The sequence below is a fragment of the Allorhizobium sp. GW101-3B10 genome (assembly GCF_059424725.1).
In genome coordinates this window covers 4373528-4400325 of the sequence record NZ_JBWKZR010000001.1, presented here as the reverse complement: position 1 = coordinate 4400325, position 26798 = coordinate 4373528, and the positions used below count along the sequence as shown (strand labels likewise).

At 64.3% G+C, this 26798-nt stretch carries 27 protein-coding genes and 1 pseudogene; 21 read left to right on the top strand and 7 right to left on the bottom strand.

Annotated features, from left to right (window positions below; all coding sequences use genetic code 11):
• Positions 1 to 11 precede the first annotated feature (11 nt).
• A complete protein-coding gene (thpR, locus tag AC07Y0_RS21610) occupies positions 12 to 605 on the top strand; it encodes an RNA 2',3'-cyclic phosphodiesterase (RefSeq protein ID WP_498679693.1) in 594 nt (197 codons plus the stop codon).
• Here the strand turns inward: thpR and AC07Y0_RS21605 are convergent.
• Positions 512 to 1018 (bottom strand): low molecular weight protein-tyrosine-phosphatase, encoded by a 507-nt coding sequence (locus tag AC07Y0_RS21605; RefSeq protein WP_498679692.1) that lies wholly within the window; start codon positions 1016 to 1018, stop codon positions 512 to 514. The genes thpR and AC07Y0_RS21605 overlap by 94 nt on opposite strands.
• Before the next feature lie 34 nt (positions 1019 to 1052).
• On the opposite strand from AC07Y0_RS21605, the gene AC07Y0_RS21600 reads away from it, so the two are divergent.
• The 7 genes from AC07Y0_RS21600 to AC07Y0_RS21570 all read left to right on the top strand — a co-directional run bounded on the left by AC07Y0_RS21600 (position 1053) and on the right by AC07Y0_RS21570 (position 6972).
• The gene (locus AC07Y0_RS21600; RefSeq protein WP_498679691.1) at positions 1053 to 1355 is read left to right on the top strand and encodes a 4a-hydroxytetrahydrobiopterin dehydratase; all 303 of its coding nucleotides are present in this window, start codon (positions 1053 to 1055) and stop codon (positions 1353 to 1355) included.
• 57 nt (positions 1356 to 1412) lie between these two features.
• A complete protein-coding gene (locus AC07Y0_RS21595; RefSeq protein WP_498679690.1) occupies positions 1413 to 1799 on the top strand; it encodes a YkvA family protein in 387 nt (128 codons plus the stop codon).
• A 338-nt stretch (positions 1800 to 2137) separates the two neighbouring features.
• Positions 2138 to 2641: an invasion associated locus B family protein gene (locus AC07Y0_RS21590; RefSeq protein ID WP_498679689.1), complete on the top strand. Its 504-nt coding sequence runs from the start codon at positions 2138 to 2140 to the stop codon at positions 2639 to 2641.
• A 269-nt stretch (positions 2642 to 2910) separates the two neighbouring features.
• On the top strand, positions 2911 to 4125 hold the full coding sequence (gene rlmN / locus AC07Y0_RS21585; RefSeq protein WP_498680303.1) for a dual-specificity RNA methyltransferase RlmN: 1215 nt from the start codon (positions 2911 to 2913) through the stop codon (positions 4123 to 4125).
• Between the two features lie 122 nt (positions 4126 to 4247).
• Positions 4248 to 5201 carry an ABC transporter substrate-binding protein gene (locus AC07Y0_RS21580; RefSeq protein WP_498679688.1) on the top strand — a complete coding sequence of 318 codons (954 nt, stop codon included), beginning with the start codon at positions 4248 to 4250 and terminating at the stop codon, positions 5199 to 5201.
• Between the two features lie 98 nt (positions 5202 to 5299).
• Positions 5300 to 6181, top strand: coding sequence for an ABC transporter permease (locus AC07Y0_RS21575; RefSeq protein ID WP_498680302.1), 882 nt, complete (start codon positions 5300 to 5302; stop codon positions 6179 to 6181).
• Positions 6178 to 6972: an ABC transporter ATP-binding protein gene (locus tag AC07Y0_RS21570; RefSeq protein WP_498679687.1), complete on the top strand. Its 795-nt coding sequence runs from the start codon at positions 6178 to 6180 to the stop codon at positions 6970 to 6972. The genes AC07Y0_RS21575 and AC07Y0_RS21570 overlap by 4 nt, the downstream gene beginning before the upstream one ends.
• 76 nt (positions 6973 to 7048) lie before the next feature.
• Here AC07Y0_RS21570 and AC07Y0_RS21565 read toward each other — a convergent pair whose 3' ends face one another.
• Positions 7049 to 7690, bottom strand: coding sequence for a LysE family translocator (locus AC07Y0_RS21565; protein WP_498679686.1), 642 nt, complete (start codon positions 7688 to 7690; stop codon positions 7049 to 7051).
• Positions 7691 to 7777: 87 nt separating this feature from the next.
• Positions 7778 to 8629, bottom strand: coding sequence for an SDR family NAD(P)-dependent oxidoreductase (locus AC07Y0_RS21560; RefSeq protein ID WP_498679685.1), 852 nt, complete (start codon positions 8627 to 8629; stop codon positions 7778 to 7780).
• Positions 8630 to 8838: 209 nt separating this feature from the next.
• Between AC07Y0_RS21560 and AC07Y0_RS21555 the strand changes: the two genes are divergently transcribed.
• Positions 8839 to 10062 (top strand): argininosuccinate synthase, encoded by a 1224-nt coding sequence (locus AC07Y0_RS21555; RefSeq protein WP_498679684.1) that lies wholly within the window; start codon positions 8839 to 8841, stop codon positions 10060 to 10062.
• A 144-nt stretch (positions 10063 to 10206) separates the two neighbouring features.
• Complete coding sequence (locus AC07Y0_RS21550) at positions 10207 to 11223, top strand: GlxA family transcriptional regulator (protein WP_498679683.1); 1017 nt, start codon at positions 10207 to 10209, stop codon at positions 11221 to 11223.
• A gap of 99 nt (positions 11224 to 11322) precedes the next feature.
• Here the strand turns inward: AC07Y0_RS21550 and katE are convergent, their stop codons facing one another.
• Positions 11323 to 13464 carry a catalase gene (gene katE, locus AC07Y0_RS21545; RefSeq protein ID WP_498679682.1) on the bottom strand — a complete coding sequence of 714 codons (2142 nt, stop codon included), beginning with the start codon at positions 13462 to 13464 and terminating at the stop codon, positions 11323 to 11325.
• A gap of 194 nt (positions 13465 to 13658) precedes the next feature.
• On the opposite strand from katE, the pseudogene AC07Y0_RS21540 reads away from it, so the two are divergent.
• A pseudogene (locus AC07Y0_RS21540) lies at positions 13659 to 13841 on the top strand (helix-turn-helix domain-containing protein); the annotation flags it as partial.
• A 35-nt stretch (positions 13842 to 13876) separates the two neighbouring features.
• Here AC07Y0_RS21540 and AC07Y0_RS21535 read toward each other — a convergent pair.
• Complete coding sequence (locus AC07Y0_RS21535; RefSeq protein ID WP_498679681.1) at positions 13877 to 15124, bottom strand: M24 family metallopeptidase; 1248 nt, start codon at positions 15122 to 15124, stop codon at positions 13877 to 13879.
• A gap of 261 nt (positions 15125 to 15385) precedes the next feature.
• Between AC07Y0_RS21535 and AC07Y0_RS21530 the strand changes: the two genes are divergently transcribed.
• From AC07Y0_RS21530 to AC07Y0_RS21515, 4 genes are all read left to right on the top strand, one after another.
• On the top strand, positions 15386 to 16138 hold the full coding sequence (locus AC07Y0_RS21530) for a YoaK family protein (protein ID WP_498679680.1): 753 nt from the start codon (positions 15386 to 15388) through the stop codon (positions 16136 to 16138).
• A 266-nt stretch (positions 16139 to 16404) separates the two neighbouring features.
• Positions 16405 to 16629, top strand: coding sequence for a cold-shock protein (locus tag AC07Y0_RS21525; protein ID WP_115670450.1), 225 nt, complete (start codon positions 16405 to 16407; stop codon positions 16627 to 16629).
• Between the two features lie 139 nt (positions 16630 to 16768).
• Complete coding sequence (locus AC07Y0_RS21520; RefSeq protein WP_498679679.1) at positions 16769 to 16987, top strand: hypothetical protein; 219 nt, start codon at positions 16769 to 16771, stop codon at positions 16985 to 16987.
• A 121-nt stretch (positions 16988 to 17108) separates the two neighbouring features.
• The gene (locus tag AC07Y0_RS21515) at positions 17109 to 17489 is read left to right on the top strand and encodes a DUF6481 family protein (RefSeq protein ID WP_454747999.1); all 381 of its coding nucleotides are present in this window, start codon (positions 17109 to 17111) and stop codon (positions 17487 to 17489) included.
• 138 nt (positions 17490 to 17627) lie between these two features.
• On the opposite strand, the gene AC07Y0_RS21510 is transcribed toward AC07Y0_RS21515, so the two are convergent.
• Complete coding sequence (locus AC07Y0_RS21510) at positions 17628 to 17936, bottom strand: hypothetical protein (RefSeq protein WP_498679678.1); 309 nt, start codon at positions 17934 to 17936, stop codon at positions 17628 to 17630.
• A 187-nt stretch (positions 17937 to 18123) separates the two neighbouring features.
• Between AC07Y0_RS21510 and AC07Y0_RS21505 the strand changes: the two genes are divergently transcribed.
• The 4 genes from AC07Y0_RS21505 to AC07Y0_RS21490 all read left to right on the top strand — a co-directional run bounded on the left by AC07Y0_RS21505 (position 18124) and on the right by AC07Y0_RS21490 (position 22555).
• On the top strand, positions 18124 to 18309 hold the full coding sequence (locus AC07Y0_RS21505; RefSeq protein WP_498679677.1) for a hypothetical protein: 186 nt from the start codon (positions 18124 to 18126) through the stop codon (positions 18307 to 18309).
• 419 nt (positions 18310 to 18728) lie between these two features.
• Positions 18729 to 19100 (top strand): hypothetical protein, encoded by a 372-nt coding sequence (locus tag AC07Y0_RS21500; RefSeq protein WP_498679676.1) that lies wholly within the window; start codon positions 18729 to 18731, stop codon positions 19098 to 19100.
• Between the two features lie 156 nt (positions 19101 to 19256).
• On the top strand, positions 19257 to 21353 hold the full coding sequence (locus tag AC07Y0_RS21495; RefSeq protein WP_498679675.1) for a TonB-dependent siderophore receptor: 2097 nt from the start codon (positions 19257 to 19259) through the stop codon (positions 21351 to 21353).
• On the top strand, positions 21353 to 22555 hold the full coding sequence (locus AC07Y0_RS21490) for an MFS transporter (RefSeq protein WP_498679674.1): 1203 nt from the start codon (positions 21353 to 21355) through the stop codon (positions 22553 to 22555). The genes AC07Y0_RS21495 and AC07Y0_RS21490 overlap by 1 nt, the downstream gene beginning before the upstream one ends.
• Positions 22556 to 22570: 15 nt before the next feature.
• On the opposite strand, the gene AC07Y0_RS21485 is transcribed toward AC07Y0_RS21490, so the two are convergent.
• Positions 22571 to 23659 (bottom strand): siderophore-interacting protein, encoded by a 1089-nt coding sequence (locus tag AC07Y0_RS21485; protein ID WP_498679673.1) that lies wholly within the window; start codon positions 23657 to 23659, stop codon positions 22571 to 22573.
• A gap of 294 nt (positions 23660 to 23953) precedes the next feature.
• On the opposite strand from AC07Y0_RS21485, the gene hglS reads away from it, so the two are divergent.
• Entirely contained in the window at positions 23954 to 25354 is a 1401-nt protein-coding gene (gene hglS, locus AC07Y0_RS21480) for a 2-oxoadipate dioxygenase/decarboxylase HglS (protein ID WP_498679672.1), read from the top strand.
• Between the two features lie 9 nt (positions 25355 to 25363).
• Positions 25364 to 26785, top strand: coding sequence for an FAD-binding oxidoreductase (locus tag AC07Y0_RS21475; protein WP_498679671.1), 1422 nt, complete (start codon positions 25364 to 25366; stop codon positions 26783 to 26785).
• The last annotated feature ends 13 nt before the right edge of the window (positions 26786 to 26798 follow it).

Genomic DNA, 26798 nt, shown 5'->3' with positions numbered 1-26798 from the left:
GGGACCTCGCTATGCCGAGATTATTCACTGCCCTCGAAATTCCGCGTAGCGCGGCATTGAGCCTCTCCCTTTTGCGCGGCGGCATCCCTGGAGCTCGATGGATCGATGTGGAGAACTACCACATCACCCTGCGCTTCATCGGCGACGTCGATGGCCGCACCGCCGACGAGGTCGTCGACCGGCTCGACCGGATCGACCGGCCCGAATTCAACCTCAGCCTGAACGGCATCGGCTCCTTCGGCTCGAAGAAGCCCCACTCCATATGGGCCGGCGTTTCGCCCGCGCCGGAAATGTTTGCCCTCCAGGCCGAGATTGAGCGAATCTGCCAGCGCATCGGCCTGCCGCCCGATCCGCGCAAGTTCATGCCGCATGTAACGCTGGCGCGCCTCAAGTCCTGCCGTGTCGACGACGTGGTTCATTATCTCGCCGGCCGCAGCGATTTCCATACGGCGCCCTTCCTCGCGACGCGCTTCGTTCTGCTGTCGTCGAAGGAATCGGTGGGTGGCGGCCCTTACCTTACCGAAGAAGTGTTCCCGCTCCACGAGGCCCGCTCGGCCTCGAGTTTTGCAACGATGGACCTGCAGCCGGTAAAGAGCATGCTGTAGACGCCGCGGAAGCCGTCGATCCCGCCGTAGTAGGGGTCGGGTACGTCGATGTCGGAACCGAGCGCAAAGGCGCTGAACAGCGCGATGGTCGCTGACGGATCCGGTGGCGCCATGTCCTGGAGGTGGCGCAGATTGCTGCGGTCCATGGCCAGGATCAGTCTGAAGCGCTCGAAATCGACCGGCTCCACCCGGCGGGCGCGCAGGTCGGATATGTCGATGCCATGCTCGCGGGCGACCTGGACCGACCGGCTGTCCGGCGGATGGCCGTTGTGCCAGCCTCCGGTGCCCGCGGAATCGGTCGGATAGGTTTCGGTCGTGCCGGCCTCGGTCGTCAGATGGCGAAAAATGCCTTCGGCCAGGGGCGAGCGGCAGATATTGCCGAGACAGACGAACAGAACGGGAAACGGAGTCATCTGGTTTTTCCAGGGGCGGCAGCGAGGTAGGACGATGAAATACGAGAAACTCGATCCGGCGGCAATCGCCGAAGGCATGCGCGGCTTGCCCGACTGGTCGATTTCGGCGGAGGGCGACTCGATCACCCGCAGCTTCGTCTTCACCGATTTCGGCGAAGCCTTCGCCTTCATGACGCGTTCGGCCTTTGCCGCCGAAAGGCTCGATCACCATCCCGAATGGTCGAACGTCTACCGCCTCGTCGACGTCACGTTGACCACCCATACGGCGAAGGGTCTGACCGAACTGGATTTCAAGCTGGCCGCCGCCATGGACCGGGCGGCCGGGCACCACGATTGATTTCCGCCCCGCATTTCCCATATTCTTGTCGTGTCCACACACGAGGATCGAGACGCAATGGACGATATCAAGATCGGTGAAATCCTGTTGCCGGGCGACGAGGATACCCAGGCGCGCCAGGAGAGCAATGTCCGGGCGAAATTCTGGCCGACCATGAAGAAGGCCGTGCGGCAGATCCCCTTCTCCCGCGACGTGATCGCCGCCTACTATTGCGCGACCGACCGGAAGACGCCGCTTCGCGTGCGCGGCGTCCTGCTTGCAGCACTCGGCTATTTCGTCCTGCCGCTCGATGCGATCCCCGACATGTTCGCGCTGGTCGGCTTCACCGACGATATTGCCGTACTGACCACGGCGATCGCTCTCATCAACGGCCATATCAAGGAACGGCACTACGATGCCGCCGACCAGATACTCGCCGACGAGCCGCAGCGCGGGGCGGCCTGAGTCTCGAGCGAGCAGCCGGTCTTCGCCTCTCGGTCAGGTCTATGCGCGACTTTTTCCGGCTGGAAGGATCAAGAGGGCCTGCGAAACACGGTCAAGGCCCAACTCTCGCCAGAATTCTTCATTCTAGTCCCGCCTATCGGGGGGATTGCCTTTTTGTCGGACACGCCATGTGCCGGAACAAGGCGGCTTGACCCTCAAATATCGCGGTTTCCGGCCGGAATCGTTTATTGTTGACGGTTTGGTAACGTAAATTAAGTCATACTGAATCAAGTTTTGACGATGGAATGTCCGGCTTACCGTGGCCGGGCAATGGATGGACAAGCAACCGGCAGGAAGACATGTTCGTAAGAAGTAGCGTAACCGCAGTGGCAATCATCCTGGCAAGCAGCACTCTGGCTGCGGCGCAGTCGCCGACGCGTATCGAGCAGTTCAAGGCTTGGGGCGCCTATTCCTACAAGTCGAACGGGGGGAACGTCTGCTACGTCCTGTCCGTACCGACCGCCAAGGAGCCTGCATCGGTCAATCACGGCGATATCTTCTTCGTCGTATCGCAGCGTCCGGGCCAGAACATCTCCTACGAACCGCAGGCGATGATGGGCTATGCCCTCAAGGAAGCCTCCAAGGTCAATGTCACGATCGACGACCGCAATTTCGTGATGTTCGTCAAGGAAACCTCGGCCTGGGTCGAGAATGCCGCGGAAGAGCCGGCACTCGTCGCCGCGATGAAGACCGGCAAGGCGATGACCGTCAAGGCGACCTCGGCGCGCGGCACCGGCACCTCCTACACCTATTCGCTGTCCGGCATTTCGGCGGCTCTGAAGAAGATCGAAAACTGCAAGTAAGGCTTGCGGCGTTCTCGTTCAGCAAGGGGTCGGCGCTGAGCCGGCCCCTTTGCGTTTTGCCCCGCAAGCCGTGCAGGGACGACATTCCGGGTGACGCAGAACGAAAAAACTGCTAGAGGCCCCGGAAAATGCCTGCGAGTGGGAAACTCTGATCCCGCCCGGCGCGATTTCTAGGTTCATGCAGGATCGGGTGCGATCGCCGCTTCGGTGGCGGAGGCCGCACCTTTGATCGAAAGGATTCTGACGACATGGCTGTGATGGAAAGTGTGATGGGGCGCGATGACGCCCGGCCCTCGCCGATCGCCAAGGCGGGCGCGGAAATGCCGACCCTGATCGGCGCCAGCCGCGAAGAAATGGCGGCCATGCTGCGTGAAAAGGGCGTTCCCGAGCGGCAGGTCAAGATGCGCGTCAGCCAGCTCTGGAACTGGCTCTACGTGCGCGGCGTGTCCGACTTCGACGCCATGGCGAACGTGTCGAAGGACATGCGTGAGATGCTGAAGGCCAACTTCACCATCGCCCGGCCGGAGATCGTCGAGGAGCAGGTGTCGAACGACGGCACCCGCAAATGGCTGCTGCGCTACCCCCCGCGCGGCGCCGGCCGTCCGGTCGAGGTCGAGACCGTCTACATTCCGGAAGAGGGCCGCGGCACGCTGTGCATTTCCAGCCAGGTCGGCTGCACGCTGACCTGTTCCTTCTGCCACACCGGCACGCAGCGCCTGGTGCGCAACCTGACGGCCGAGGAAATTCTCTCGCAGCTGCTGCTCGCCCGTGACCGGCTGGGTGATTTCCCGGACCGCGACGTGCCGCAGGGCGCCATGATCCCGTCGAGCGACCGCAGGATCACCAATATCGTGATGATGGGCATGGGCGAGCCGCTCTACAATTTCGAGGAAGTGAAGAAGGCGCTGCTGATCGCCACCGACGGCGACGGCCTTTCGCTGTCGAAGAGGCGCGTCACGCTGTCGACCTCCGGCGTCGTTCCGGAAATCTACCGCACCGGCGAGGAAATCGGCGTGATGCTGGCGATCTCGCTGCACGCGGTGCGCGACGAGCTGCGCGACATGCTGGTGCCGATCAACAAGAAATATCCGCTGAAGGAGCTGATCGAGGCCTGCCGCAACTATCCGGGCGTGTCGAACGCGCGGCGCATCACCTTCGAATATGTGATGCTGAAGGACGTCAACGACAGCCTCGAGGACGCCAAGGGGCTGATCCAGCTGCTGAAGGGCGTGCCGGCCAAGATCAATCTCATCCCGTTCAACCCCTGGCCGGGCACCAACTACCAGTGCTCGGACTGGGAGCAGATCGAGAAGTTCGCCGATTTCATCAACCAGGCCGGCTATGCCTCGCCGATCCGCACCCCGCGCGGCCGCGACATTCTCGCCGCCTGCGGCCAGCTGAAGTCGGAATCGGAGCGCATGCGCAAGACCGATCGCCTGGCCTTCGAGGCCATGATGATCGTCGGTCACGGCGAGGACGATTGAGGGCGGAACCGGTGCGACAATGCATCACGAGAAATCATCGACTCCATACCGGCACGTGAATTGATTTCAAGCGATCGCTTACCTAAGACGATCTGCGGCACACCAACCTTTTGGAGGCATTCATGCGCGCCACCCTACTCGCCCTTTTCGCTGCTACCGCCCTGATCCTGCCGGCCAAGGCCGAGGAAGTCACTGTCGCCGTTACCGCCATCGTCGAACACCCCGCACTCGATGCCGCCCGCGACGGCATCAAGGAAGCCCTGTCGGAAGCCGGCTACAAGGAAGGCGAAAACCTGAAGTTCGTCTACGAGTCGGCCCAGGGCAATCCGGGCACGGCCGCGCAGATCGCCCGCCAGTTCGTCGGCGATGCGCCGAACGTCATCGTGCCGATCTCCACCCCCTCCGCCCAGGCCGTCGTCTCGGCCACCCGCGACATCCCGGTCGTCTTCACCGCCGTGTCGGATCCGCTCGGCGCCGAGCTGATCAAGGACATGCAGAAGCCGGGCGGCAACGTCACCGGCCTTTCCGACATGTCGCCGGTTGCCGACCATGTGGCGCTGATCAAGGAAATCACCCCGAACGCCAAGTCGATCGGCTTCATCTACAACACGGCAGAAGCCAATTCGGTCTCGACGCTTGCCGCGCTGAAGGCGGAAGCCGAGAAGGCCGGCCTGACCATCGTCGAATCCGTCGCCACCAAGTCGGCTGAAGTGCAGGGCGCGGCCCGTGCGCTGGTCGGCCGCGTCGACGTCATCTACATCCCGACCGACAACACCATCGTCTCGGCCTTCGAGGCAGCCGTCGGCGTCGCCGAGGAAGCCAAGATCCCGCTCTATGCCGGCGATACGGATTCGGTGAACCGCGGTGCGTTGGCCGCCCTGGGCTTCAATTATTTCGACGTCGGCAAGCAGACCGGCGAAATCGTCGTTCGCGTGCTCAAGGGCGAAAAGCCGGGCGACATTCCGGTCCGCGTCGCCGCCGGTACCGATCTGGTGATCAACAAGAAGGCCGCGGCCAAGATGGGCGTGACCTTCCCGGAAAGCATCACCAGCCGCGCCACCAAGACGATCGAGTAATTTCCGACAACCGGGGCCGTGTTCGCGCGGCCCCGCCAACTGCCCGCCCACGCGCCGCGCCGAAACGGCGATTCGTGGCCTACAAGGACTTCTCCACCGTGAGCCATATCGCCTTCTGGGGTGCCGTCGAGCTGGGACTGGTCTTCGCCTTCGTGGCGATCGGCGTCTATCTCGCCTTCCGCGTCCTCGACTTTCCCGACCTGACCGTCGACGGATCCTTTCCGCTCGGGGCGGCCGTCGCCGCCGTTCTCATCATCGCGGGGCTCAATGCCTGGGTCGCCACCGCCCTTGCCATGGTCGCCGGGTCCGCCGCGGGTCTGGTGACCGCGATGCTCAACGTGCGGTTCAAGATCCTCAACCTGCTGGCCTCGATCCTGACGATGATCGCGCTGTTCTCGGTGAACCTGCGCGTCATGGGCAAGCCCAATGTCGCCCTGCTCAACCAGGACACGATGCTCACCCCGTTCTACGGCCAGGGCCTTCCCGAATATCTCGTACGCCCGCTCTTCATCTTCCTGCTGGTGGTCGCCGTCGTCTTCCTCGTCTGGCGCTTCCTCGAAAGCGATGCCGGGCTGGCCATGCGGGCGACCGGCGCCAATGCGCGCATGGCGCGGGCGCAAGGGGTTCAGACCGACAGCCAGATCTATCTCGGCATCGCCCTTTCCAACGCGCTTGTCGCGCTTGGTGGAGCGCTCTTTGCCCAGACCAACGGCTTCGCCGACGTCACCTCGGGCGTCGGCACGATCGTCGTCGGCCTTGCCGCCGTCATCATCGGGGAAACGCTGTTCGGAAAGCGCGGCCTGCTCATCGCCCTGATTGGCTGCGTCTTCGGCTCGATCGCCTATCGCCTGGCGATCCAGCTGGCGCTGTCGAGCGATGTGCTTGGCCTCAAGGCCTCCGACCTGAACTTCGTCACCGCCGTGCTCGTCGCCGTCGCGCTCGTCCTTCCCAGACTGCGCCGGGGAGGCGTATCGGCATGATCGCGCTTGAAAACATCGAAGTCGTGTTCGGCCGCGGCACGCCGCTGCAGAAGCAGGCGCTGAAAAACGTCAACCTGACCATCGAGACCGGCTCCTTCGTCACCGTCATCGGCTCCAACGGCGCCGGCAAGTCGACCCTGCTTGGCGTTCTCGCCGGCGACGTCCTGCCCACATCCGGCCGGGTCACGATCGGCAAAAGCGACGTGTCGCGCAAGACGACGGCGACGCGCGCCGGCCTCGTTGCGCGCGTCTTCCAGGATCCGCTCGCCGGGAGCTGCGGCGCATTATCAATCGAGGAGAACCTTGCGCTCGCCTCGCAGCGCGGCAAGCGGCGGGGGCTCATGTCGGCGCTCGGCGGCGCGCGGCGCGGCGAATTCCGCGACCGCATCGCCTCGCTCAATCTCGGCCTGGAAAACCGCATGGCCGACCGCATGGACCTCCTGTCCGGCGGACAGCGCCAGGCCGTATCGCTGGTGATGGCGACGCTGGCTGGCTCCGAGGTCCTGCTGCTCGACGAACATACGGCAGCGCTCGATCCGGGCATGGCCGAGTTCATCATGGGGCTCACCCAGTCGATCGTCTCGGAACGTAAGCTGACGACGCTGATGGTCACCCATTCGATGCGCCAGGCGCTGGACTTCGGCACGCGCACGATCATGCTGCATGCCGGCGAGATCGTCCTCGACGTGGCCGGCGACAATCGCAAGGATCTGCAGGTCGAGGACCTGATCGACATGTTCCGCCGCATCCGCGGCCAAACGCTGGATGACGACGAACTGCTGATCGGCTGATTCGACCGCGGCAACACATGAAAAGGCGCCGGCCCTGAGGGGCTCGGCGCCTTTTTTTTGCATCCGGCTTGTCGGCTCAGCGAGCCTGGGTGAACAGGATCTTGACGGCGAAGATCGAGAACACGCCGGCAAACGTGTAGTCGATGGCGCGCAGGACCTTGCGGTTGGCCTGCAGCCAGGAGGAGAGAATGTCCGCCATGAAGATGATGGCAAGGCCGATCGGCAGGGACAGGATGATCGACCAGATGCCGAGGAAGAGCAGCTTGCCGGTGACGTTCGGGTCGCTGGCGCTGACGAACTGCGGCAGGAAGGTCATGAAGAAGATGATGACCTTGGGGTTGAGGAGATTGACCCAGAGCCCGTTGAGGAAGGCCTTGGAGGGCGAGGCCTGGCGCTGCCCATCGGCCCGGATGACGAAATTTGAGCCGTGGCGCACGGCCTGGATCGCCAGCCACAGCAGATAGCCGGCCCCGCCGGTCTTGAGGATCAGGAAGGCGGTCGGCGAGGCGACGATCAGCGCCGAAATGCCGAAGGCCACCAGCATGGTGTGGATCGAGATACCGAAGCTGGTGCCGGCCAGGACCATAAGGCCGGTTGCCCGGCCGTCGCGTAGCGAACGGCTGATCCACAGCGTCATGTCCGGCCCGGGCGTGATGGCGAGCAGCAGGATCGCAAGGCTGAAGGCGAGGAAGGTGGGCAGGCTCGGAAGGAATTCCATGGCGCGGTTCCGCAACGAAGAGAGCCCGGTATGGGCGACGCAGGTTGCGTCTTCCATACCGGGCGCCGCGATGCTTGCCAATCGGGCTTATTCGCCGGCGAGATAGGCCTTGAAGCGCTCGGCATAGTCCGGATGCCAGCGCGACAGCGGCGGGCGGTTCTCGACGATGTCGCCGGCGGCCCAGAGGATCCGCTTCTGATCGGTCGCCCGGTCGACGTCGTTGTCGGGGCAGAGAATGTAGAAGTCCCCGCGCTCGATGCTCTGCAGCATGAAATCGACCGTCTGTTCCGGCGTCCAGGCGCCGTCCGGCTTGGCGGTGCGTCCATTGGCCGTCAGCGCGGTGAAGACGAAACCGGGGATCAGCAGATGTGCCGTGACCTTGCAGTCGGGCGTGTTGCGCAGTTCGTGCTGCAGCGCCTCGGTAAACGCCTTCACGCCGGCTTTCGACACATTGTATGCGGGATCGCCGGGCGGGGTGGTGATGCCCTGCTTGGAGCCGGTATTGATGATCAGCGCCGGTTCGCCGTGGCCGATCATGTGCGGCCCGAAGGTGCGCGTGCCGTTGATCACGCCCATTAAGTTGACCGACAGCACGTTTTCCCAGTTGGCCTGGGGGCCGAACAGGCTGCTGCCCGGCTGGATACCGGCATTGTTCATCAGCACGTGGATCCGGCCGAAGCGCTGGATGACCGCCCGTTCGAGCGCCTCCAGTTCGTCGATCTTGCCGACATCGGTCTCGATGGCCACGACATCGGTGTCGGGGTGAGCGGAGAGCGCCGCGACCTGCTGGCAAGCCTCGGCGAGCCGGTCTCCGCCGAGATCGGCGAGCACGACGCACATGCCGCTTCGGGCGAAGGCCTTGGCAGCGGCAAGCCCGATCCCGGAAGCGGCGCCGGTGACGACGGCCACCTTGCCGCTGGCGATTGCTGGATGTTGCATGTCGATGTCCCTCTTCGTTTACAGTCCAGGACTGGTGATATGGGGTCCGTTGCAGTGCGGGTCAAACGCCAAGGGCCTCGCCCGGCTTTTCGCAGGCCCGCCGAGGACCATGGCCTCTTCCCCTTGCGCGGCGCGATAATCTCGCTAAAAGTGCCGCAAACCAAGGGCCCTGATCGATGCGGCTCAACGCTCACGAACGGACTTTCATCATGGCATCGCATAAAGACGTGAAGAAGGTCGTCCTCGCCTATTCGGGCGGGCTCGACACTTCGATCATCCTGAAATGGCTTCAGACGGAACTCAACGCCGAAGTCGTGACCTTCACCGCCGACCTCGGCCAGGGCGAAGAGCTCGAGCCGGCCCGCAAGAAGGCCGAAATGCTCGGCATCAAGGAGATCTTCATCGAGGACGTGCGCGAGGAATTCGTCCGCGACTTCGTCTTCCCGATGTTCCGCGCCAATGCCGTCTATGAAGGCGTCTACCTGCTCGGCACCTCGATCGCCCGCCCGCTGATCTCCAAGCACCTGATCGAAATCGCCAAGCGCACCGGCGCCGACGCGATCGCCCATGGCGCCACCGGCAAGGGCAACGACCAGGTTCGCTTCGAGCTCTCGGCCTATGCGCTGAACCCGGACATCAAGATCATCGCCCCGTGGCGCGACTGGTCCTTCAAGAGCCGCACCGACCTTCTGGAATTCGCCGAACAGCACCAGATCCCGGTCGCCAAGGACAAGAAGGGCGAAGCGCCGTTCTCGGTCGACGCCAACCTTTTGCACTCCTCGTCCGAGGGCAAGGTTCTGGAAGACCCTTCCGTCGAGGCGCCCGAATATGTGCACATGCGCACCATTTCGCCGGAGGCCGCTCCCGACAAGGCGACGATCATCAAGGTCGGCTTCGAAAAGGGTGACGCAGTTTCCATCAACGGCGTTCGCATGAGCCCGGCGACCATCCTCGCCAAGCTCAACGACTATGGCCGCGACAACGGCATCGGCCGCATCGACCTCGTCGAAAACCGCTTCGTCGGCATGAAGTCGCGCGGCGTCTACGAGACCCCCGGCGGCACCATCCTGCTGGCGGCGCACCGCGCCATCGAATCGATCACGCTCGACCGGGGCGCCGGCCACCTCAAGGACGAGCTGATGCCGCGTTATGCCGAGCTCATCTACTACGGCTTCTGGTTCTCGCCGGAACGCGAAATGCTGCAGGCGGCGATCGACCTCAGCCAGCGCCATGTCGAAGGCGAAGTGACCCTGAAGCTCTACAAGGGCAATGTCATGGTCATCGGCCGCGAGAGCGACAAGTCGCTCTATTCCGACAAGCTGGTCACCTTCGAAGACGACCAGGGCGCCTACGACCAGAAGGACGCCGCCGGCTTCATCAAGCTCAACGCGCTGCGCCTGCGCACGCTCGCCAAGCGCAATCTCAAGGGCTGATCGGTCCGATTCGATGTTTCAGGCCCGCCGTTGCAGCCGCAGCGGCGGGCTTTTCGTTCCATGTCGCAGGGCGTTCAGACCCAGCGTCGGGATCGGCCTGACAACGCCACACGAATGGCAAAATTGGCAAGTACAGGTTCGCAAGTGACAAAACCTTCGACCGACGACGTGGTGGAAATCGCCATCGCCAGCTATCCCGAAGTCTGGCGAGCAGCCGTGCATGGCCTGACGGACATGTTTGCGGTGGCGCAGAAGCATGACCACCAGCAGTCGACATCCAAAGCCCGGCAGTTGCGGGTCAGCCACTACGAACTCGACATGGCCGGCACGGTCGCCAGGGTCTTCGACACGCACCCCCTGGAGACGCAAGGCCGGCCGGTCGCCGTGGTACTGCCGCCCGCCATGAGCGACGAACTGCCCTTCGGCGAGCGCATGGGCAGCTTTCCCGAATGGATCCGCAGCCACCACCAGTCGGGCGCCATCATCTGCTCGGCCTGCGGCGGCGCGTCGCTGCTGGCGCAGACCGGGCTTTTGTCGGGTCGGGCCGCCACGACGCACTGGCTGCATGGCGACGCGATCGCCAGGCGCCATCCGGACGTGCGCATCGATACCGACAAGATGTTGATGGACGAGGGCGACATCATCACCGCCGGCGGCATGATGGCCTGGACGGATCTGGGATTGCGGCTGATCGACCGGCTGCTCGGGTCGAACGTCATGCTGGCGACGGCCCGCTACATGCTGATCGATCCCGGCACGCGCGAGCAGAGCTTCTATTCGAAATTCGCGCCCCGGCTCGATCATGGCGACGCGGTGATCCTCGAGATCCAGCATTGGCTGCATGGGACGGATGCCAAGGGCCTCGGCGTGCCGGCGCTCGCGGAGCGGGCCGGACTTGGCGAGCGGACCTTCCTGCGCCGCTTCCAGAAAGCGACGGGCATCAACCCGACCGACTATGCGCAGCGCCTGCGCATCGCCAAGGCGCGCGATCTTCTCGAACAGTCCAGCTTGGCCATCGAGCAGATTGCCTGGGCCAGCGGCTATGAAGACGCCAACGCCTTCCGCAAGACCTTCCGCAAGATCGTCGGTGTGTCGCCCGGCGAATACCGCATGCGCTTTTCCATCGTCGGGCCAAGGACGGCGGACGAGGCGGAATTCTGATCCTGCGGCGAAACGGCCGAGGCCGGGAAGACCGGGCCAGCGCCTAAGCGCAAACCTGTCTCCCCGGCCCCTGCCCGCCGCATTCGGTGAGCTAGTCGATCACCTGACGGGAATCGACGCCTTGCCGTGCTTGACGCCCGGTTCACGCGACCAGAGGCGCAGTTTGCCGAGTTCCCTGATGAAGCCGGCAATGTCCTTCTCCGTCGCCAGCGCGATCACGCCTTCGTCGAGGCTGTCGGCAATGCCGGCCTTCTTGAGCAGCGGCATGGCCGCCTCGACATGGCCGATGAACTTGCAATGCTGGAGAGCGTCGGCGACGAAGTCGCGGGCCGTGGCTTCCGTTGCCAGTTCGGCGACGGCCTCCGGCGAGGGCAGGATGGCGACGGCGTCGTAGAGCACCGACGGACCACCGTCGGTCATCTGATGCGCCACGACCCAGCTGCCGTCGGAGGCCGTCACGCCGCCGACCTTTGGGGCAATGATCTCCACCGTGGCCTTTTCCTTGGTCACGGCCGCCACCAGCGCGTTGAGCAGCGCGGCGTCCACGCCGTCCGTCACCAGAATGCCGAGCTTGCGACCTTCGAACCGGTTGGGACCGTTCAGCAGGATGCTGAGTGCCGGCGACGGCTCGAGATCCTGGCGCGTCTCCACGGCCGCATCGGCCGGCTTCGGCATGGTCTTCAGACCAAGCTTGGCCGCAACGGTGCTGGCGAGCGTTTCGTCGATGTTGAGCAGGTGCGAGACGACGCGCTCGCGGATGACCGGCGTCTCGACCTTGCTGAGTTCGAAGGTCAGCGCATTGGCGATATGGCGCTGCTCGGGCGGGGTCTGGCTGATGTAGAACTGCCGGGCCTGGCTGTAGTGGTCGGCGAAGCTTTCGGGCCTCAGACGCACTTTCTGGCCCTGTTCCTCGGCCGGGAAGTGGCGGAAGCCCTTGACCGGCGATTCACGCGGCCCCTCGCCCCAGGAATTCGGCTGGTAGTTGACCCGGCCGACCGGATTGCGCATCGCCATGTGCCCGTCCTGCTGGAAATGGGCAAACGGACATTTCGGCGCATTGATCGGCAGATGGGTGAAGTTCGGTCCGCCGAGACGCTTCAGCTGCGTATCGAGATAGGAGAAGTTGCGGCCCTGCAGCAACGGATCGTTGGAGAAGTCGATGCCAGGCGGCACGTTCTGCGTCATGAACGCCACCTGCTCGGTCTCGGCAAAGAAATTGTCCGGCATGCGGTCGAGCACCAGGCGGCCGACCGGCTGGGGCGGCAGGATTTCCTCGGGAATGATCTTGGTCGGATCGAGCACGTCGAAATCGAAGCTGTCGGCGAAGGCCTGGTCGAACAGCTGCACCTGCAGCTCCCATTCCGGGAAGTTGCCGGACTGGATCGCCTGCCACAGATCGCGGCGATGGAAGTCGGGGTCGGCGCCGTTGATCTTCACCGCCTCGTTCCAGGCGACCGACTGCAGGCCGAGCTTCGGCTTCCAGTGGAATTTGACGAAGGTCGATTCCTCCTTGGCGTTGACCAGGCGGAAGGTGTGGACGCCGAACCCCTCCATGAACCGGAAGGAGCGCGGGATGGCGCGATCCGACATGGCCCACATGATCATGTGCATGCTCTCGGGGGTCAGCGAGATGAAGTCCCAGAAATTGTCGTGCGCCGTCTGCGCCTGGGGGAAGTCGCGGTCCGGCTCCTGCTTGGCGGCATGGATCAGGTCGGGAAACTTGATGGCGTCCTGGATGAAGAAGACCGGGATATTGTTGCCGACGAGGTCCCAGTTTCCTTCCTTGGTGTAGATCTTGACGGCGAAGCCGCGCACGTCACGGGCAAGGTCGGCGGAACCCTTGTTGCCGGCAACGGTGGAGAAGCGCACGAAAGCCGGCGTCTTTTCGCCTTTGCGCTGGAAGAGGTCGGCCTTGGTATAGGCAGCGAGCGAATCATAGGTTTCGAAATAGCCGTGCGCGCCGTAGCCGCGGGCATGCACGACGCGCTCGGGAATGCGTTCGTGGTCGAAATGGAAGATCTTTTCGCGGAAATGGAAGTCGTCCATGGCAAGCGGGCCGCGGGCGCCGATTCGCAACGAATTCTGGTCGTCCGCGACCGGGCCGCCCTGCGCGGTGGTCATCACCGGCGCGTCATGCGTTTCCGCCGTCTGGTGCAGTTCGCCGCCGGCGCCCCGGACGAGTGACTGGTCGTGGAGGCTCGCTACGTCTGAGGGAGCTGCCTTGGTGGTCTTCTTCGCCATTGCGATTCTCCGGGAAAGAGGGAATGATGCAGGGACCAAACCCGGCAGCCGTCCTTTGGTTCCCCCGAAGCCCTTGCATCCCCTGAAGTCCTGGCGTCAGGCGTGACCGTTCTCCTTCGGAACGGCCGGCCGGTGCACCTGGTCGAGGCTCGCCAGCATGCCGTTGGCGATTTCGCTTTCGCCTGCAGGATCACTGGACGCGACCGGACCTTGCCGAGCATTCGCAAGTGTCCCGCAGCACGATCCGCGACGATGAGGGCGCACGGCACGAGCTGCATCGCGCCACGGCCGCTCAGCTTCTCCACGCATTGGAAGAGGGCGGCGCCCTGTTCGTCGAAGTCGAGGGCCTGGGCATGGCACTCTTCGAACGGCGCTGAGTGGTGAACCATGCGCCCGTGGTCCGGTCGGCAGCCTATTGCCCGGACAAATCCCGAAGACCGCGCGGCAGGCGGTTCATCGGCTCCACCCCGCTTTCGGTGACGAGAAACTGGTCCTCGATCATCAACGCGCCGAGGCCCTGCGCATAGAAGGGCGCCTCGAGCGCGACGACCATGCCCGGCAGGATAGGCTCCGGGCTGTTGGCCGAGAAGAACGGCCATTCCTCGATACCGACGCCGCCGCCGACCGAGTGGCCGAAATGGCCTCGGAAGTACTCGGTAAAGCCGTCCTTGCGCATCGAGGCCGTCATCGCCGCGTGCACCGCACCGAAGCTGTTGCCCGGCTTGAGCACGTCGAGGCCGGCGGCGAAGGCGTTTTCCAGGGCAGCGAAGATGCGTTGCGCAAGCGGTACCGGCGGACCGAAGCAGAAGGTCCGTGCCCCGTCCGAGGAATAGCCGTCGATCAGCGTGCCGACATCGGCCTTGATCAGGGCACCCGGCGTGACCACCGCATTCATGTCGGCGAGGTCCGGGCCGACGGAGATGAAATCCCAGTGTCCGCTGAGAGCAAAACCGCCGGCCGCGGCCGTCGCCTGCGCACCGGCCTTCCAGGCTGCGGACAGATCGCCAAGCGAGACGCCGGGCACGACCGCCTCGGCCATCCACGACAGGCCGCCCTCGGCCGCCATCGCCGCACGTCGCAGGCGTTCGATTTCGCGCGGCGACTTGACGGCGCGCAGCCTTCTGAGGATTTCCGAACCGTCGATGAACCGCGCTCCAGGCAAGATCCGCTTCAGATGCTCGAAATCCGCGGCCGGCATGAATTCGAGATCGACGCCGATCCGTCCCTGCGCGAGCCCCCGCGCATGCAGGATGTCGCCGAGCAGCGAAAAACAGGTCGAGCGGTCGAAGGTCTCCGGACGTAGGCCGCTGCGACCCTGGGCGCGATAGGCGGCATTGACCGTCGCCGTATCGACATCCGTTCGATCGGTCAGGGCGGAGAGATCGACCATGTCGATCCAGATGCGGTGCGTCGCCAGATCGACATCCGGCGCCGCCTTGCGGATCTGCCTCGCCGCGTGGTCGCTGGCCACCGCCGCGATCCGGCTACCTCGATCCGCGGGTACCAGCGCGATCGCCGGCCCGGCCCGGCCCCACATCATGGCCACGCCGGCCGGAGCACCGACGGCATAGCGGAAGGCTTCCGGCTGGAAGAGTGCGAGCGCGTCGATTCCTGCCTGCTGCATCAGGCGCTCGGCATGGTGGCGATCGATATCGGTCACAGGCATCGTCTCCTTGCGCGGCGGCCGGCCGACGGCACCGCTTCATCCGGCAAAGGACTTAGCCGTGATCCCGTCACATGGGAAGATCGAGCCGGCTGCCGTACCGCTGCGGCCGGCCGTAACGGACATTTCTCGCCTGCCGACGCTCGAAATCTTGGCGCGCGCATACTATCTCTGGCAAATCTTCCGGAGCTGTTTACGATTCGGTATGAGGATGGCTTTTTCTCTCCGGTCAGTCGCCGGCAGTCAGCGGACAAGAGCATGAGATACTACTTGGGAGGGCTTGCCGCCCGCCAGCGCAACGAGGACAGCGACCGCCACCTCGCCTTCTACCTGACCTTCGTGGCCGGCGCGGTGAACGCCGGCGGCTTCATGGCCGTGCAGCAATACACCTCGCATATGTCGGGCATCGTCTCGGCCATCGCCGACAACATGGTGCTCGGCAATCGGTTCCTGGTCGTCATCGGCGCATGCTCGCTCGCCGCCTTCATCGCCGGTGCCGCCACCTCGGCCGTCCTGATCAACTGGGCACGCCGGCGCGCGCTCGAATCCGAATATGCCCTGCCGCTCGCCGTAGAGGCCCTGCTGCTGCTGATGTTCGGCCTGTCGGGTCTGTTCCTGATGCCGGGCTCCTCCTCGACCATCCTTCTGACCATCAGCCTACTGTGCTTCATCATGGGCCTGCAGAATGCCATCATCACCAAGCTGTCCGGCGCGCGCATCCGCACCACGCATGTCACCGGCCTCGTGACCGATGCCGGCATCGAGATCGGCAAACTCCTCTATCGCAACGACCCGGCGCGGCCGGATCTGGTACCCGTCATCGCCGACGGTACCAAGCTTGCCCTGCTTCTGTCGCTGATCGGACTGTTCTTCTCCGGAGGCATTGCCGGGGCCCTGTTGTTCAGCCGTTTCGGCCTTCCGGTCGCGGCCCTTTTCGCCCTGCCGCTCGGCCTCTTTGCGTCGTTCCCGCTCGCCGCCGACATCAAGCACCATTACGCCCGAAACGGTTGAGACCCTGCACGTCTGCCCCGACCGTGCGGCAAACGCAATCGCACGCCGATCTGACCTCGTGGATTCAACCGAAAATCGGCAATTCGACGCGAATCGAAACTAAAAGTTGACATCGGCGGTCCAATCGCCTATTTAGAGCTTGTCGATATTTCCTTGTTTGACTTTTGTTCTAGCACCCTGACACCGTGCCTCGACGAACTTCCCTTCAAAAGAGATCGAGCTACCCAGCCGCCCGTGCAGTTGCACGGCGGTCACTCAATATTGCTATGAAAGGGTTCGTTATGACCACTGGCACAGTTAAATGGTTCAATTCCACCAAGGGCTTCGGCTTCATTCAGCCTGACAATGGCGGTCCGGACGTTTTCGTCCACATCTCCGCCGTCGAGCGCGCCGGCATGCGCGAAATCGTCGAAGGCCAGAAGATCGGCTACGAGATGGAACGCGACAACAAGTCGGGCAAGATGTCCGCCGGCCAGCTGCAGGCTGCCTGATCGATCTTTGTGCTCTCGGGTGACCACGGATGTACTGGCACCAAGGAGGGCGCGGGAACAATGAAAGGTCAGGCATTTTGCCTGGCTTTTTTTTGGCCGAAAGACCGGCACCGCCATCAAACACTCGAGGATCACAGCCATGACAGAGACCCAGAGCAAGGCTCGCATTCAGGCCGAAGCGGCCTTTGGCAAGACACAGTCGCAGTTTCTGGCGAGAAGCCGGATCATCTCCGAGAACGACGCCGTCGTTCAGGAACGCGATGAAAAGACGATGCGCCTCCGCGCTTTGCGGATGGCGAAGGAAGCCGGCGCGACCACCACGCCGTCCGTGACTTCGGCCTACCCGGCCGAGGACTGACTGCCGGAGCGGCAAGCCGCTCCGCGCTCAAGAGACCGCGCGCGGAAAACGCCCGGCGCCGTAAGGTGCCGCAAGGCGCGCGACCGAGAAAACCCGAACGATCCAATCCGAAAGCGGAACTTTGAAGAACACGAGAGACAACGGCCTGTCCGACCGCCGCAAGGCAACAGCCGACGCGAAGAAAATCCTTCTCGATAACTATCGCGCAGCGAAAGAAGCCGCCGAGCCGCATATCGAGGCCAAGCAGGCGGAACGCCTGGCAGTGGCGACCGCCCGCGAGGAACGCCGCGCCGAGCGCGAACGCGCCAAGACCGAAGAGCGGGATCGCTCGCTTGCCGCAGCCAAGGCGGAAGCCGAAGCAGCGGAAGCAGCCGATCGCGCCGATGCCGAGGCACGCCTGGAAGCAGAAACCTCCCGCATCAGCCGCGTCATCGAGGACGAAGCGGCACGCAAGGCCAAGCGCGACCAGCGCTATGCCAGCAGAAAAGCGCGCCAGAGCTGATAGGCTTCGGCGGTCCTTTGCGATCACGGCAACTCAGCCGCGCGCATCGCGGCGCCCCGGGGCAGGGACGCATCCCCCCTGCCCTTCTGACGCATCTGCCTTTTCTCCTGCATCGCTTGTCGTGACGGCGGCCTGAGCTTACCTGGCCATCGCTTTCATCACGGCGCCGACGAGACCGGTGAGCACGGCGCCACCGGCCGCGCCACCGATGGCATCGCCGAGCAGTCCGCCGAGAATGCCGCCGGCAGCCCCACCGGCCGCCGGATCGGTCCCCGTGGCGCCGCCCAGCAGGCTGCCGAGCAGCGTACCGCCCGCAACACCGCCGAGCGCACCGCTGATGATCTTCGGCAGTTGGGTCATCGCCGCCTGCTTGAAGGCCGCGCCAACGGCCTGGCCACCGATGATACCCGCTATGACTTGAATGATGATGGGCAGGATCGCATCCATGTCGAAATCCCCCGAAAAGCCGAAGGCGTCATGTCTTCGGACATCTCATTGAGCCACAGATCGGCAGAAAGACAAGCGATTGTTCGCACCGTCCGGCGAGCTGCCTGAAGGCTGGCGCAGTGCGGCCGACCGGTCCATACTGATTTCGCAAACTACATGGCGTCCACGCGCGCGGAGGTTCGTGAACATGTCTGAACCATCGGAAAAACCGGGGCTTTTCAGCCGCATACTGGCTGTTCTCGGCAAGCTCGGCATCGTCAAGATCGGCGGCAAGGCGGCCGTATACAAGTCCGGGCGCGACCGGCCGGCAGAATTCCTGCCGTCGGACGAGCTGGACATCGGCACGCCCTCGTCGAAGACCGACGACCCCTGAGGAAGGCGGGATGTCGATGCCGTTCTGATGCCTTGGCGGCATCCTCGGCAGAATGCGCGCTCACGATACGGAGCGTCATCGCCGTTAATTTCTTGCCGGCGCGTCCATCACCGCTGTTTCAATTGGCCCCGATCTCTGTCACAAGCCGCACTGGAGCGCGGCTGCTGTCATCTATAGGACAGGGCCGGGCAGGCTGATTGACGTCTCACCCGCTGCCACGAAACAACGTGGCCGTTCCACTTCTATCATTATCGCACGACCCGCCATCCGCCCAGGTCCGAACGGATACGAAGGACCGTGCCTGCCGTCCAGATTTGCAGGCCTGCCGCGCGTCAGGAACCAGGGTGTTGAACCGTGGCGATGGCGCCGTCCCCGATGATAGGATAGACGAGGCCGAACACGCAGCGCCGGAATCCGACATGCCCACCAAGCAGAAACGCACGCGCCTCGAGAAACTGCAGAACTCTTGGACCAAGGCGACAGCGGAGGAACGCTTGCGGTTTCTCGCCTGGCTGCGGCAGGCGGATAGCTCGGGCGACGCCTTGGGTCCGTCGCTCGGCACGCCGCCGATCGCCAGCGGACGTTACCTCCTGCCGTCGGCCATCACCCGCATCCGGGCCATCATGGCGGAGCGCTGTCTTTCCCCCGCCGGCGTGATGGCCGAAATCGGCTTTGAGCCCGACGACCCGTCGCTCGCCCGAGCCCTCGACGGAAACGCCAGCCTGCGCCTCGCGGTCGTCGCCGCCCTAGAAATCTGGCTCGTCGCCAACGCCTCTCCTGCCACCGTCTGACAGACCACCCCCGCTGCCCCGATTTCGCTGACCGTGACTGGACTGCGGCAGGATTGCCGCACGATCAAATTCTATACCGAATGACTCCAGTTCATACTTGACTCAAATATTCAAATTTGTGAGTGCAGGGCGGGGTCATCATTCGGGGACAATATCATGCGGGTCAGATCAACCCTTCATCGCCACAAGCTTGCCTTCCTCGCCGGGATCGCCTTGGCTCTCCAGCCGTCCGTTCTCGTGGCGCAGGATGCCGGCGAGACGGTGCTCGACAGTATTGAGGTCGAGGCCGAAAGCGACGACATCCTGGTCCAGGACGGCTATGTCGCCAAGGCCGACCGGATCGGCACGAAGGTCGACACCCCGCTCGTCAAGATCCCGCAGACCGTCTCGGTGGTCACGCAGGACCAGATCGAGGATCAGAAGCCGAGAACGCTGAACGAGGCGCTGGCCTACACCGCCGGCGCCAACCCGAACACCTTCGGCTATGACAGCCGCTACGACGCCGTCTACCTGCGCGGTTTCCCGGCCTATTACAGCGGCATGTTCCGCGACGGGCTGCGCCAGTTCAACGGCCCCTCGGCCTGGCTGCGCTCGGAACCCTATGGCCTCGAGGGCGTGACCGTGCTGAAGGGCCCGGCCTCCTCACTCTATGGCGTGAGCGGTCCCGGCGGCATCGTCAACATGGTGACAAAACGCCCGACCGACGAACCCTTCCGCGAGGTCGAGGTGACGATCGGCCAGGACAACCGCTACCAGACCGGCATCGATCTTTCCGGTCCGGCGGGCGACAATGACGGCATGCTCTACCGTTTCACCGCCATGGGCCGCAAAAGCGACACCCATCTCGAAGGTTATCCGGACGACAAGCTCTATCTCGCTCCGGCCTTCACCTGGAAGCCCGACGAGGACACCCGGCTGACGATCCTCGGCGAGTATTCCACGGCGCTGACCGGCGGCACGGCCTTCTTCTACCAGCCCGTCTACGGAGAGCTCACCCACACCTATGGCGGCGATCCGGACTGGAACGACTTCCGCCAGAAGCAGGGCCGCATCGGCTACGAGTTCGAGCATCGCCTCAACGAGACGGTGACCCTGCGCCAGAACCTGCGCTACAGCGCGGTCGATGCCGAGCTCGAATATAGCGGCCTCTACGGCGCCGTTCCGACCCGGTACTGGGGCTATTACGAGGAGAAGATGAAGAACTTCGCCGTCGACAATATGGCCCAGTTCGAATTCGACACCGGCACCGTCAGCCACACGGCCGTGGCCGGCCTCGATTACAACTGGTCGGACTACGAGGCCTACAGCGCCGTCTCCTACACCACGCTCGACGACCTGAACGCAGCGCCGACGCCCTTTGCCGGCCAGCAGGAAAGCAACCTCTTCGGCATCTACGTGCACGACCAGATGGAGTGGGAAGACCTCACGCTGTTTGCCAGCGCCCGCTACGACTGGACGAAGACCGACGCGGTCGACGCCTCCTATACGGAGACCGAGCAGGAGGACGAAGGCTTCTCGGGCCGCATCGGCCTTTCCTATCGCACCGAGATGGGCCTCATCCCCTATGCGAGCTACTCCACCTCGTTCTCGCCCAATGTCGGCTTCGTCTATGACGACCCGAGCCTGCCCGACAACCGCGTCGCCGATCCGACCATCGGCAAGCAGAAGGAAATCGGCGTGAAGTACGAGATCCCCGGCGCCAATGCCGTTCTGAGCGCTTCCGTGTTCGACATCGACCAACAGGACGGCGTCGTCTTCGACACCTCGAGCGGCATCAACAAGCAGGTTCAGCGCGACCTCAACTCGCGCGGCATCGAGCTCGAGGCCAATGCCTCCTTCGACAACGGCTTCAGCCTGATCGCCGCCTACACCTATCAGCGCATGAAGATCGAGAAGGGCGCCGTCGGCACCGAAGGCAACGAACTGTCCGCCACGCCGAACCACATCGCATCGCTCTGGGGCCACTACCTGTTCGAGGGTGGCGCGCTCGAAGGTCTCGGCCTCGGTGCCGGCATACGCTATATCGGCGAAAGCTACGGCGACGATGCCAACAGCTTCGAGAACGAAAGCCGCGTGCTGGTCGACGCCGCTTTGTCCTACGATTTCGGCTACCGCAATCCGGATCTCAAGGGCCTTCAGCTGCAGGTCAACGCCAAGAACCTGTTCAACACGGAGAAGGCCATCTGCTCGGCCGGCTCGTGCTATTGGGACGAAGGCCGCACGGTCTATGGCAGCCTGCGTTACCGCTTCTGATGGATGACGCGACACGACCCTCGGCTCCGGTTCTCCTCGCGGGGATCGGCGGCCTCTATGTTGCCCAGAGCGTGATCGGCGGGCTGACCTGGACCGGTCTTCCGGCGATCATGCGGGATGCCGGCGTATCGCTCGACCGCATCGGCCTCGTCTCGCTGATCGCCCTGCCCTGGGTGCTCAAGTTCCTCTGGGCGCCGGCGGTCGAACGCTATCGCCTCCCGCCGTCCGGCCGCAACCGCTCCGGTGTCATCGTGCTCGCCGGCGGCATGCTGAGCGTGATCGGCCTGCTGGTGGTCGGCCTGTTCGACCCGGGCGATCCGCTGCCGATCTTTCTGACGCTGACCCTGGTCGCCTTCGCCGCCTCGACGCTCGACATCGCCTGCGACGGTTTTGCCGTGCAGAGCCTCGCCGAGCGGCACCACGGCTGGGGCAATGCCGCACAGGTGGGCGGCGCCTATCTCGGCTCGGCCCTCGGCGGCGGGCTCTTTCTCTATCTTGTCGGCATGTCGGGCTGGCAGGTCGCCGCCTGGGCCATGGCGGCACTGCTCTGCCTGCTCGGGCTGCCCTTCCTGCTCGGCGTCGCCCGTCGGCTGCCGGAAGAGACGCGCCCGCATGTGCCGTCGCTGATGGCGGCGCTCAAGCGGCCCCTGCTGCGGCGCGGCCTGTTGACGGCAGCAGTCTATGTCATCGCACAGAAACTGGCGCTCGGCATGATCGGACCCTTTCTCGTCGATTCCGGACTCGATCTCGCGACCATCGGCCTCGTCAACGGCATGGGCAGCCTGTTCGTCGGCTTCGGTCTGGCGCTTGCCGGCGGCCTGCTGGTGCGGCTCTGGGGCATCCGCACCGTCCTGATCCTGGCGCTTGCCCTGCAGGCCGTCTGCCTGCTGCTCTTTGCGGCGTCCGGCACGGTGACGGTCTTCCCGCAACCCGTCCTCGTCGCCCTGGCGATTGCCAGTTCCTCCGCCGTGCTGCCGCTGGGCTTCGTCGCGCTCTATGCGCAGTTCATGCGCTGGTCGGACCTCCGCCAGGCCGGCGTGGATTTCACCCTTTTCCAGTGCATGGATGCGCTCGTCAGCATCGCCGGCGGCATGATCGCCGGCCAGGTGGCCCATCTGTTCGGCTACGGCCTGTTCTTCGCCTTTGCCGCCATGCTCCCCTTGGCGGCGATCCCACTGGTCGCCAGACTGGCGGATCGCTGAGCGGGCGAAGACGGTTCAGTCTTCGGCCGCCGGCCGGTCGTCGCCGCCGACTCCGCGACGCCAGTAGGAAACGATCAGCTGGCGATCCTTGCCGAGTCCCCAGTCCTTGCGCACGATACGCCGGATCTCGCGGAAATCGGCGAATTCGCAGCCCGCCCAGACGTACAGGTCCTCGGGCAGCGTCTGAGGATCCAGCCCGCGCAGTGCCGCCGACAGCAGGCCGGCCGTTCCTGCGGGGCAGCCGGCACGGTAGAGCCAGGTGATCGTGACGTTCGGCCGCTCGAGCGGCAACCGGTCGGTTTCGCCGTCGACCTCGAGGAAGACGGTCGCCCTGGACGTCTGCGGCAGGCTCTCAAGAATGCGCGACAGCGCCGGAAGCCCCGTATCGTCGGCCAGCATCAGCAGGTTGGGTGCCTCGGGAACATCCCCGCCGCCCGGACCGATCATGCCGATCACCTGGCCGGGTCTGGCCGTCTCGGCAAAGCGGGCGGCTGGCGTCACCACGCCCGGATGCAGAACGAAGTCGACGTCGATGACGCCCGCCTCCACGTCGATCGCCCGGATCGTATAGACCCTCACGGTCAGCGAGTCCGCGCCGCCAGGCCAGACCAGCAGTCCGTCCGCGCCGATGGTCGGCCAGACGGGCTCGCGTCCCGCCGGCGGCAGCAGCAGGCGAACATGCAGCCCGCCGCTCGCATAGCGGCCAAGATCGCGTGCCGCAAACCGGATGCGCTGCAGATGCGGTGTGATCCGCTCTGTCGACAGGACCGTGATCTCGCGGAAGAAGGCCGGCACGGTCCCATCATCATCCTGGCCGCTCCAGCGGATACCGCTGGTCGAGCCGAGGATCTCCGCCGCGTGGCTTGCCACTTCCATCTTCACATAGGCAAGCCGCGTCTCGTCGTCGGCCAGCACCTGCAGGCGGATGCGCCGGTTCTCGCGCACGGCCGAGACCATGCCGTAATGCAGCGGAAACGCCCAACCGTCGGATTGCGGTGCGACGCTGACCAGCTCGCTGTGATCGTCCCGCATCCGGTCCAGCATGAATGCCGCCTGATCATGATCGAGATAGGTCTCGGAACTCAACGCCATCGCATTGCCCATGGTCGCTCCTTGCGCAGACCGCCCTCCACGGCGGTTCCAAGGAAATTCCATGCCATGAGCGGCGAACCGCGTCCAGAAAGATGAGCAAATAGATCATCTTTTAAAATGAAAAACTGCGCGAGCAGCCCAGACAGCATGCCCGGGGTGGATACTTGCGAAAAACGGGTCTTGCACCCTTGAGGTCATTCGCCCGGCGCATGAACTCATTGACAAACGTCAGCATCCTTCGGCGCCGCAGCATATTATAAGCTGCCTCCCAGAATGATCCTCCTGCAGCTTTCTGGGATGCCTCCGATGACCAAGACCCGTTTTGTCCCGAGCGACGAGATCCGCTCGATGTTTTCCGCCGCCATGTCCGCGATGTATCGCACCGAGGTTCCGGCCTATGGCACGCTGATGGAGCTGGTGGCGAAGGTGAACCAGGAGACGCTGGACGCCGATCCCAGGCTCCGCGAGCGCCTGGAAGATACCGATTCGCTCGACCGCATCACGGAAGAGCGTCATGGCGCGATCCGTCTCGGCACGCCTGCCGAGCTTGCCATGATGCGACGCCTCTTCGCCGTGATGGGCATGTATCCGGTGGGTTACTACGACCTGTCGACCGCCGGCGTTCCGGTTCATTCGACCGCCTTTCGTCCGGTCGGCGATGCCAGCCTGAAGAAGAACCCGTTCCGCATCTTCACCTCGCTGCTGCGCCTCGACCTGATCGCCGACGAGACCCTGCGTGCCGAAGCCGAAGCGACGCTCGCCAGGCGGCAGATCTTCACCCCCGCCGCGATCGCGCTGACCGAAAAGGCCGAACGCGACGGCGGCCTCGACCGCGCCGACGCTTCGCGCTTCGTCACCGAAGCGCTCGAAACCTTCCGCTGGCACGACAAGGCGCTGGTCAGCCCCGACATGTACGCGCGCCTGCATGCCGCCCACCGCCTGATCGCCGACGTGGTCTCCTTCAAGGGACCGCACATCAACCACCTGACGCCGCGCACGCTCGACATCGATCTCGTCCAGGCCCGCATGCCTAACTACGGCATCGCGCCGAAGGCCGTCGTCGAAGGTCCGCCGACCCGCAAGTGCCCGATCCTGCTGCGCCAGACCTCGTTCAAGGCGCTTAACGAACCCGTCCTGTTCGAGGACAAGGACGGCAGCTGGAAGGAAGGCTCGCACACCGCCCGCTTCGGCGAGATCGAACAGCGTGGCATTGCCCTCACCCCCAAAGGCCGGGCGCTCTACGACGGACTGCTCACCGCCTCGCGCCAGGTCGTGCGTCCGGCCGCCGACGGCTCGAACGCCGCCGAATACGACAAGGCGCTGGCAGACGCCTTCGCCCCCTTCCCCGACAGCTGGGAGGCGATCCGTGCCGATGGCCTCGGCTACTTCGCCTATTCGCTGACGGAAAAGGGCCGCAAGGCGAAGGCCGATCCGGAGACCGGCCTCGACACCCTGATCGCCGAAGGCCTCGTGCAGTTCGACCCGATCGTCTACGAGGACTTCCTGCCGGTCAGCGCCGCCGGCATCTTCCAGTCCAACCTCGGCGACGACGCGACCCAGGATTTCGTCGCCAGCCCCAACCAGCAGCGTTTCGAACTTGACCTCGGCGCCAAGGTGCTGAACGAATTCGATCACTATGCCGGCATCGAGCAGGCATCGATCGCTGACTGCCGTCAGATGCTGACCGCCGTTCAGGCAGCAGAGTAAGAAACGACGATGATCGACCAGGCGCACATTCGGGCACTGACGGATATCCTCGGCGACAAGGGCATCGTGCAGGAGCCCGGCGCCATGATCGCCTATCAGACGGGCGCCCGCTATGACGAAGGTCTGGCGGGTCTCGTGCTGCGGCCGGCAACGACGGAGGAAGCCTCGGCCGCCGTCGCCTATTGCGTGCGGCACGGCCTGTCGCTCGTGCCGCAATCGGGCAATACCGGTCTGGTCTCCGGCTCGACGCCGGACGCCTCGGGCGCTCAGGTGGTTCTCAGCCTCGACCGCATGACGCGCCGGTTCGATCTCGATCTCGACAACCGCTCGCTGCATGTCGACGCCGGATTCCGGCTCTCCGAGGTCAACCAGCGGCTTGAGGCCCACGACCTGTTCTTCCCGATCGATCTTGGCGCCGACCCGCGCCTCGGCGGCATGCTGTCGACCAATACCGGCGGCTCGCGCTTCCTCAAATACGGCGACGTGCGCCGCAACACGCTCGGCATCAAGGTGGTGCTGGCCGATGAACAGGGCACGATCCTCGACCTCGCCTCGGACCTGCGCAAGAACAATACCGGTGTCGACTGGAAGCAGGTCTTCATCGGCACCTCGGGCGCGTTCGGCATCATCACCGAATGCGTTCTGAACCTCGAAGCCCTGCCGAAGCAGGTGGCCACCGCCTATCTGGTGCCGGCCGGCGGCGCGCATGTCATGCCCCTGCTGCGTGCCATGGAGCAGAAGCTCGGCGCCTATCTCTCGGCCTTCGAGGGCATGTCGAAGAACGCAGTCAAAGCCGCCCTCGACCATGTGCCGTCGCTGCGCAATCCCTTCCAGGGCGGCGTGATCCCAGACTATGTGATCCTCTGCGAGATCTCACGCACCTGGGAGCCGCGCGAGGGCGAACAGGGGCTCGACGCCGTGCTGGAGACCGTGCTTTCCGAGATCTGGGAAAGCGAGGCGGCGCCCCTTGGCGACGCCTTCGTCGGCCCGGCCCACGAAATGTGGGCGCTGCGCCACGCACTGTCCGAAGGCGTCAAGCACGCCGGAAAGTTGATCGCCTTCGACCTGTCCTTCCGCCGCGGCGACATCATGGCCTTTTGCGACCGCATGAAGCGCGACATGCCGACGGCCTTCCCCGAGGTGACGATCTGCGATTTCGGCCATATCGGCGACGGCGGCGTGCATTTCAACCTGGTGGTCCCGAAGGACAGCCCGGCGGCCAGCGACAAGGCCTTCGAACAGCGCCTGCGCGACTGGGTGTTCGACATCGCCGTACACGATTTTGACGGCAGCTTCAGCGCCGAACACGCGATCGGCCGCAAGAACCAGATCTATTACGACCTCTACACCGACGAGAAGATCAAGGACCTGGCGGCCGGCCTGAAGGCGATCACCTCGCCGGGACGGCTCGGTACGGTCCGGTTCGGATAAGCAGGCAGACGAC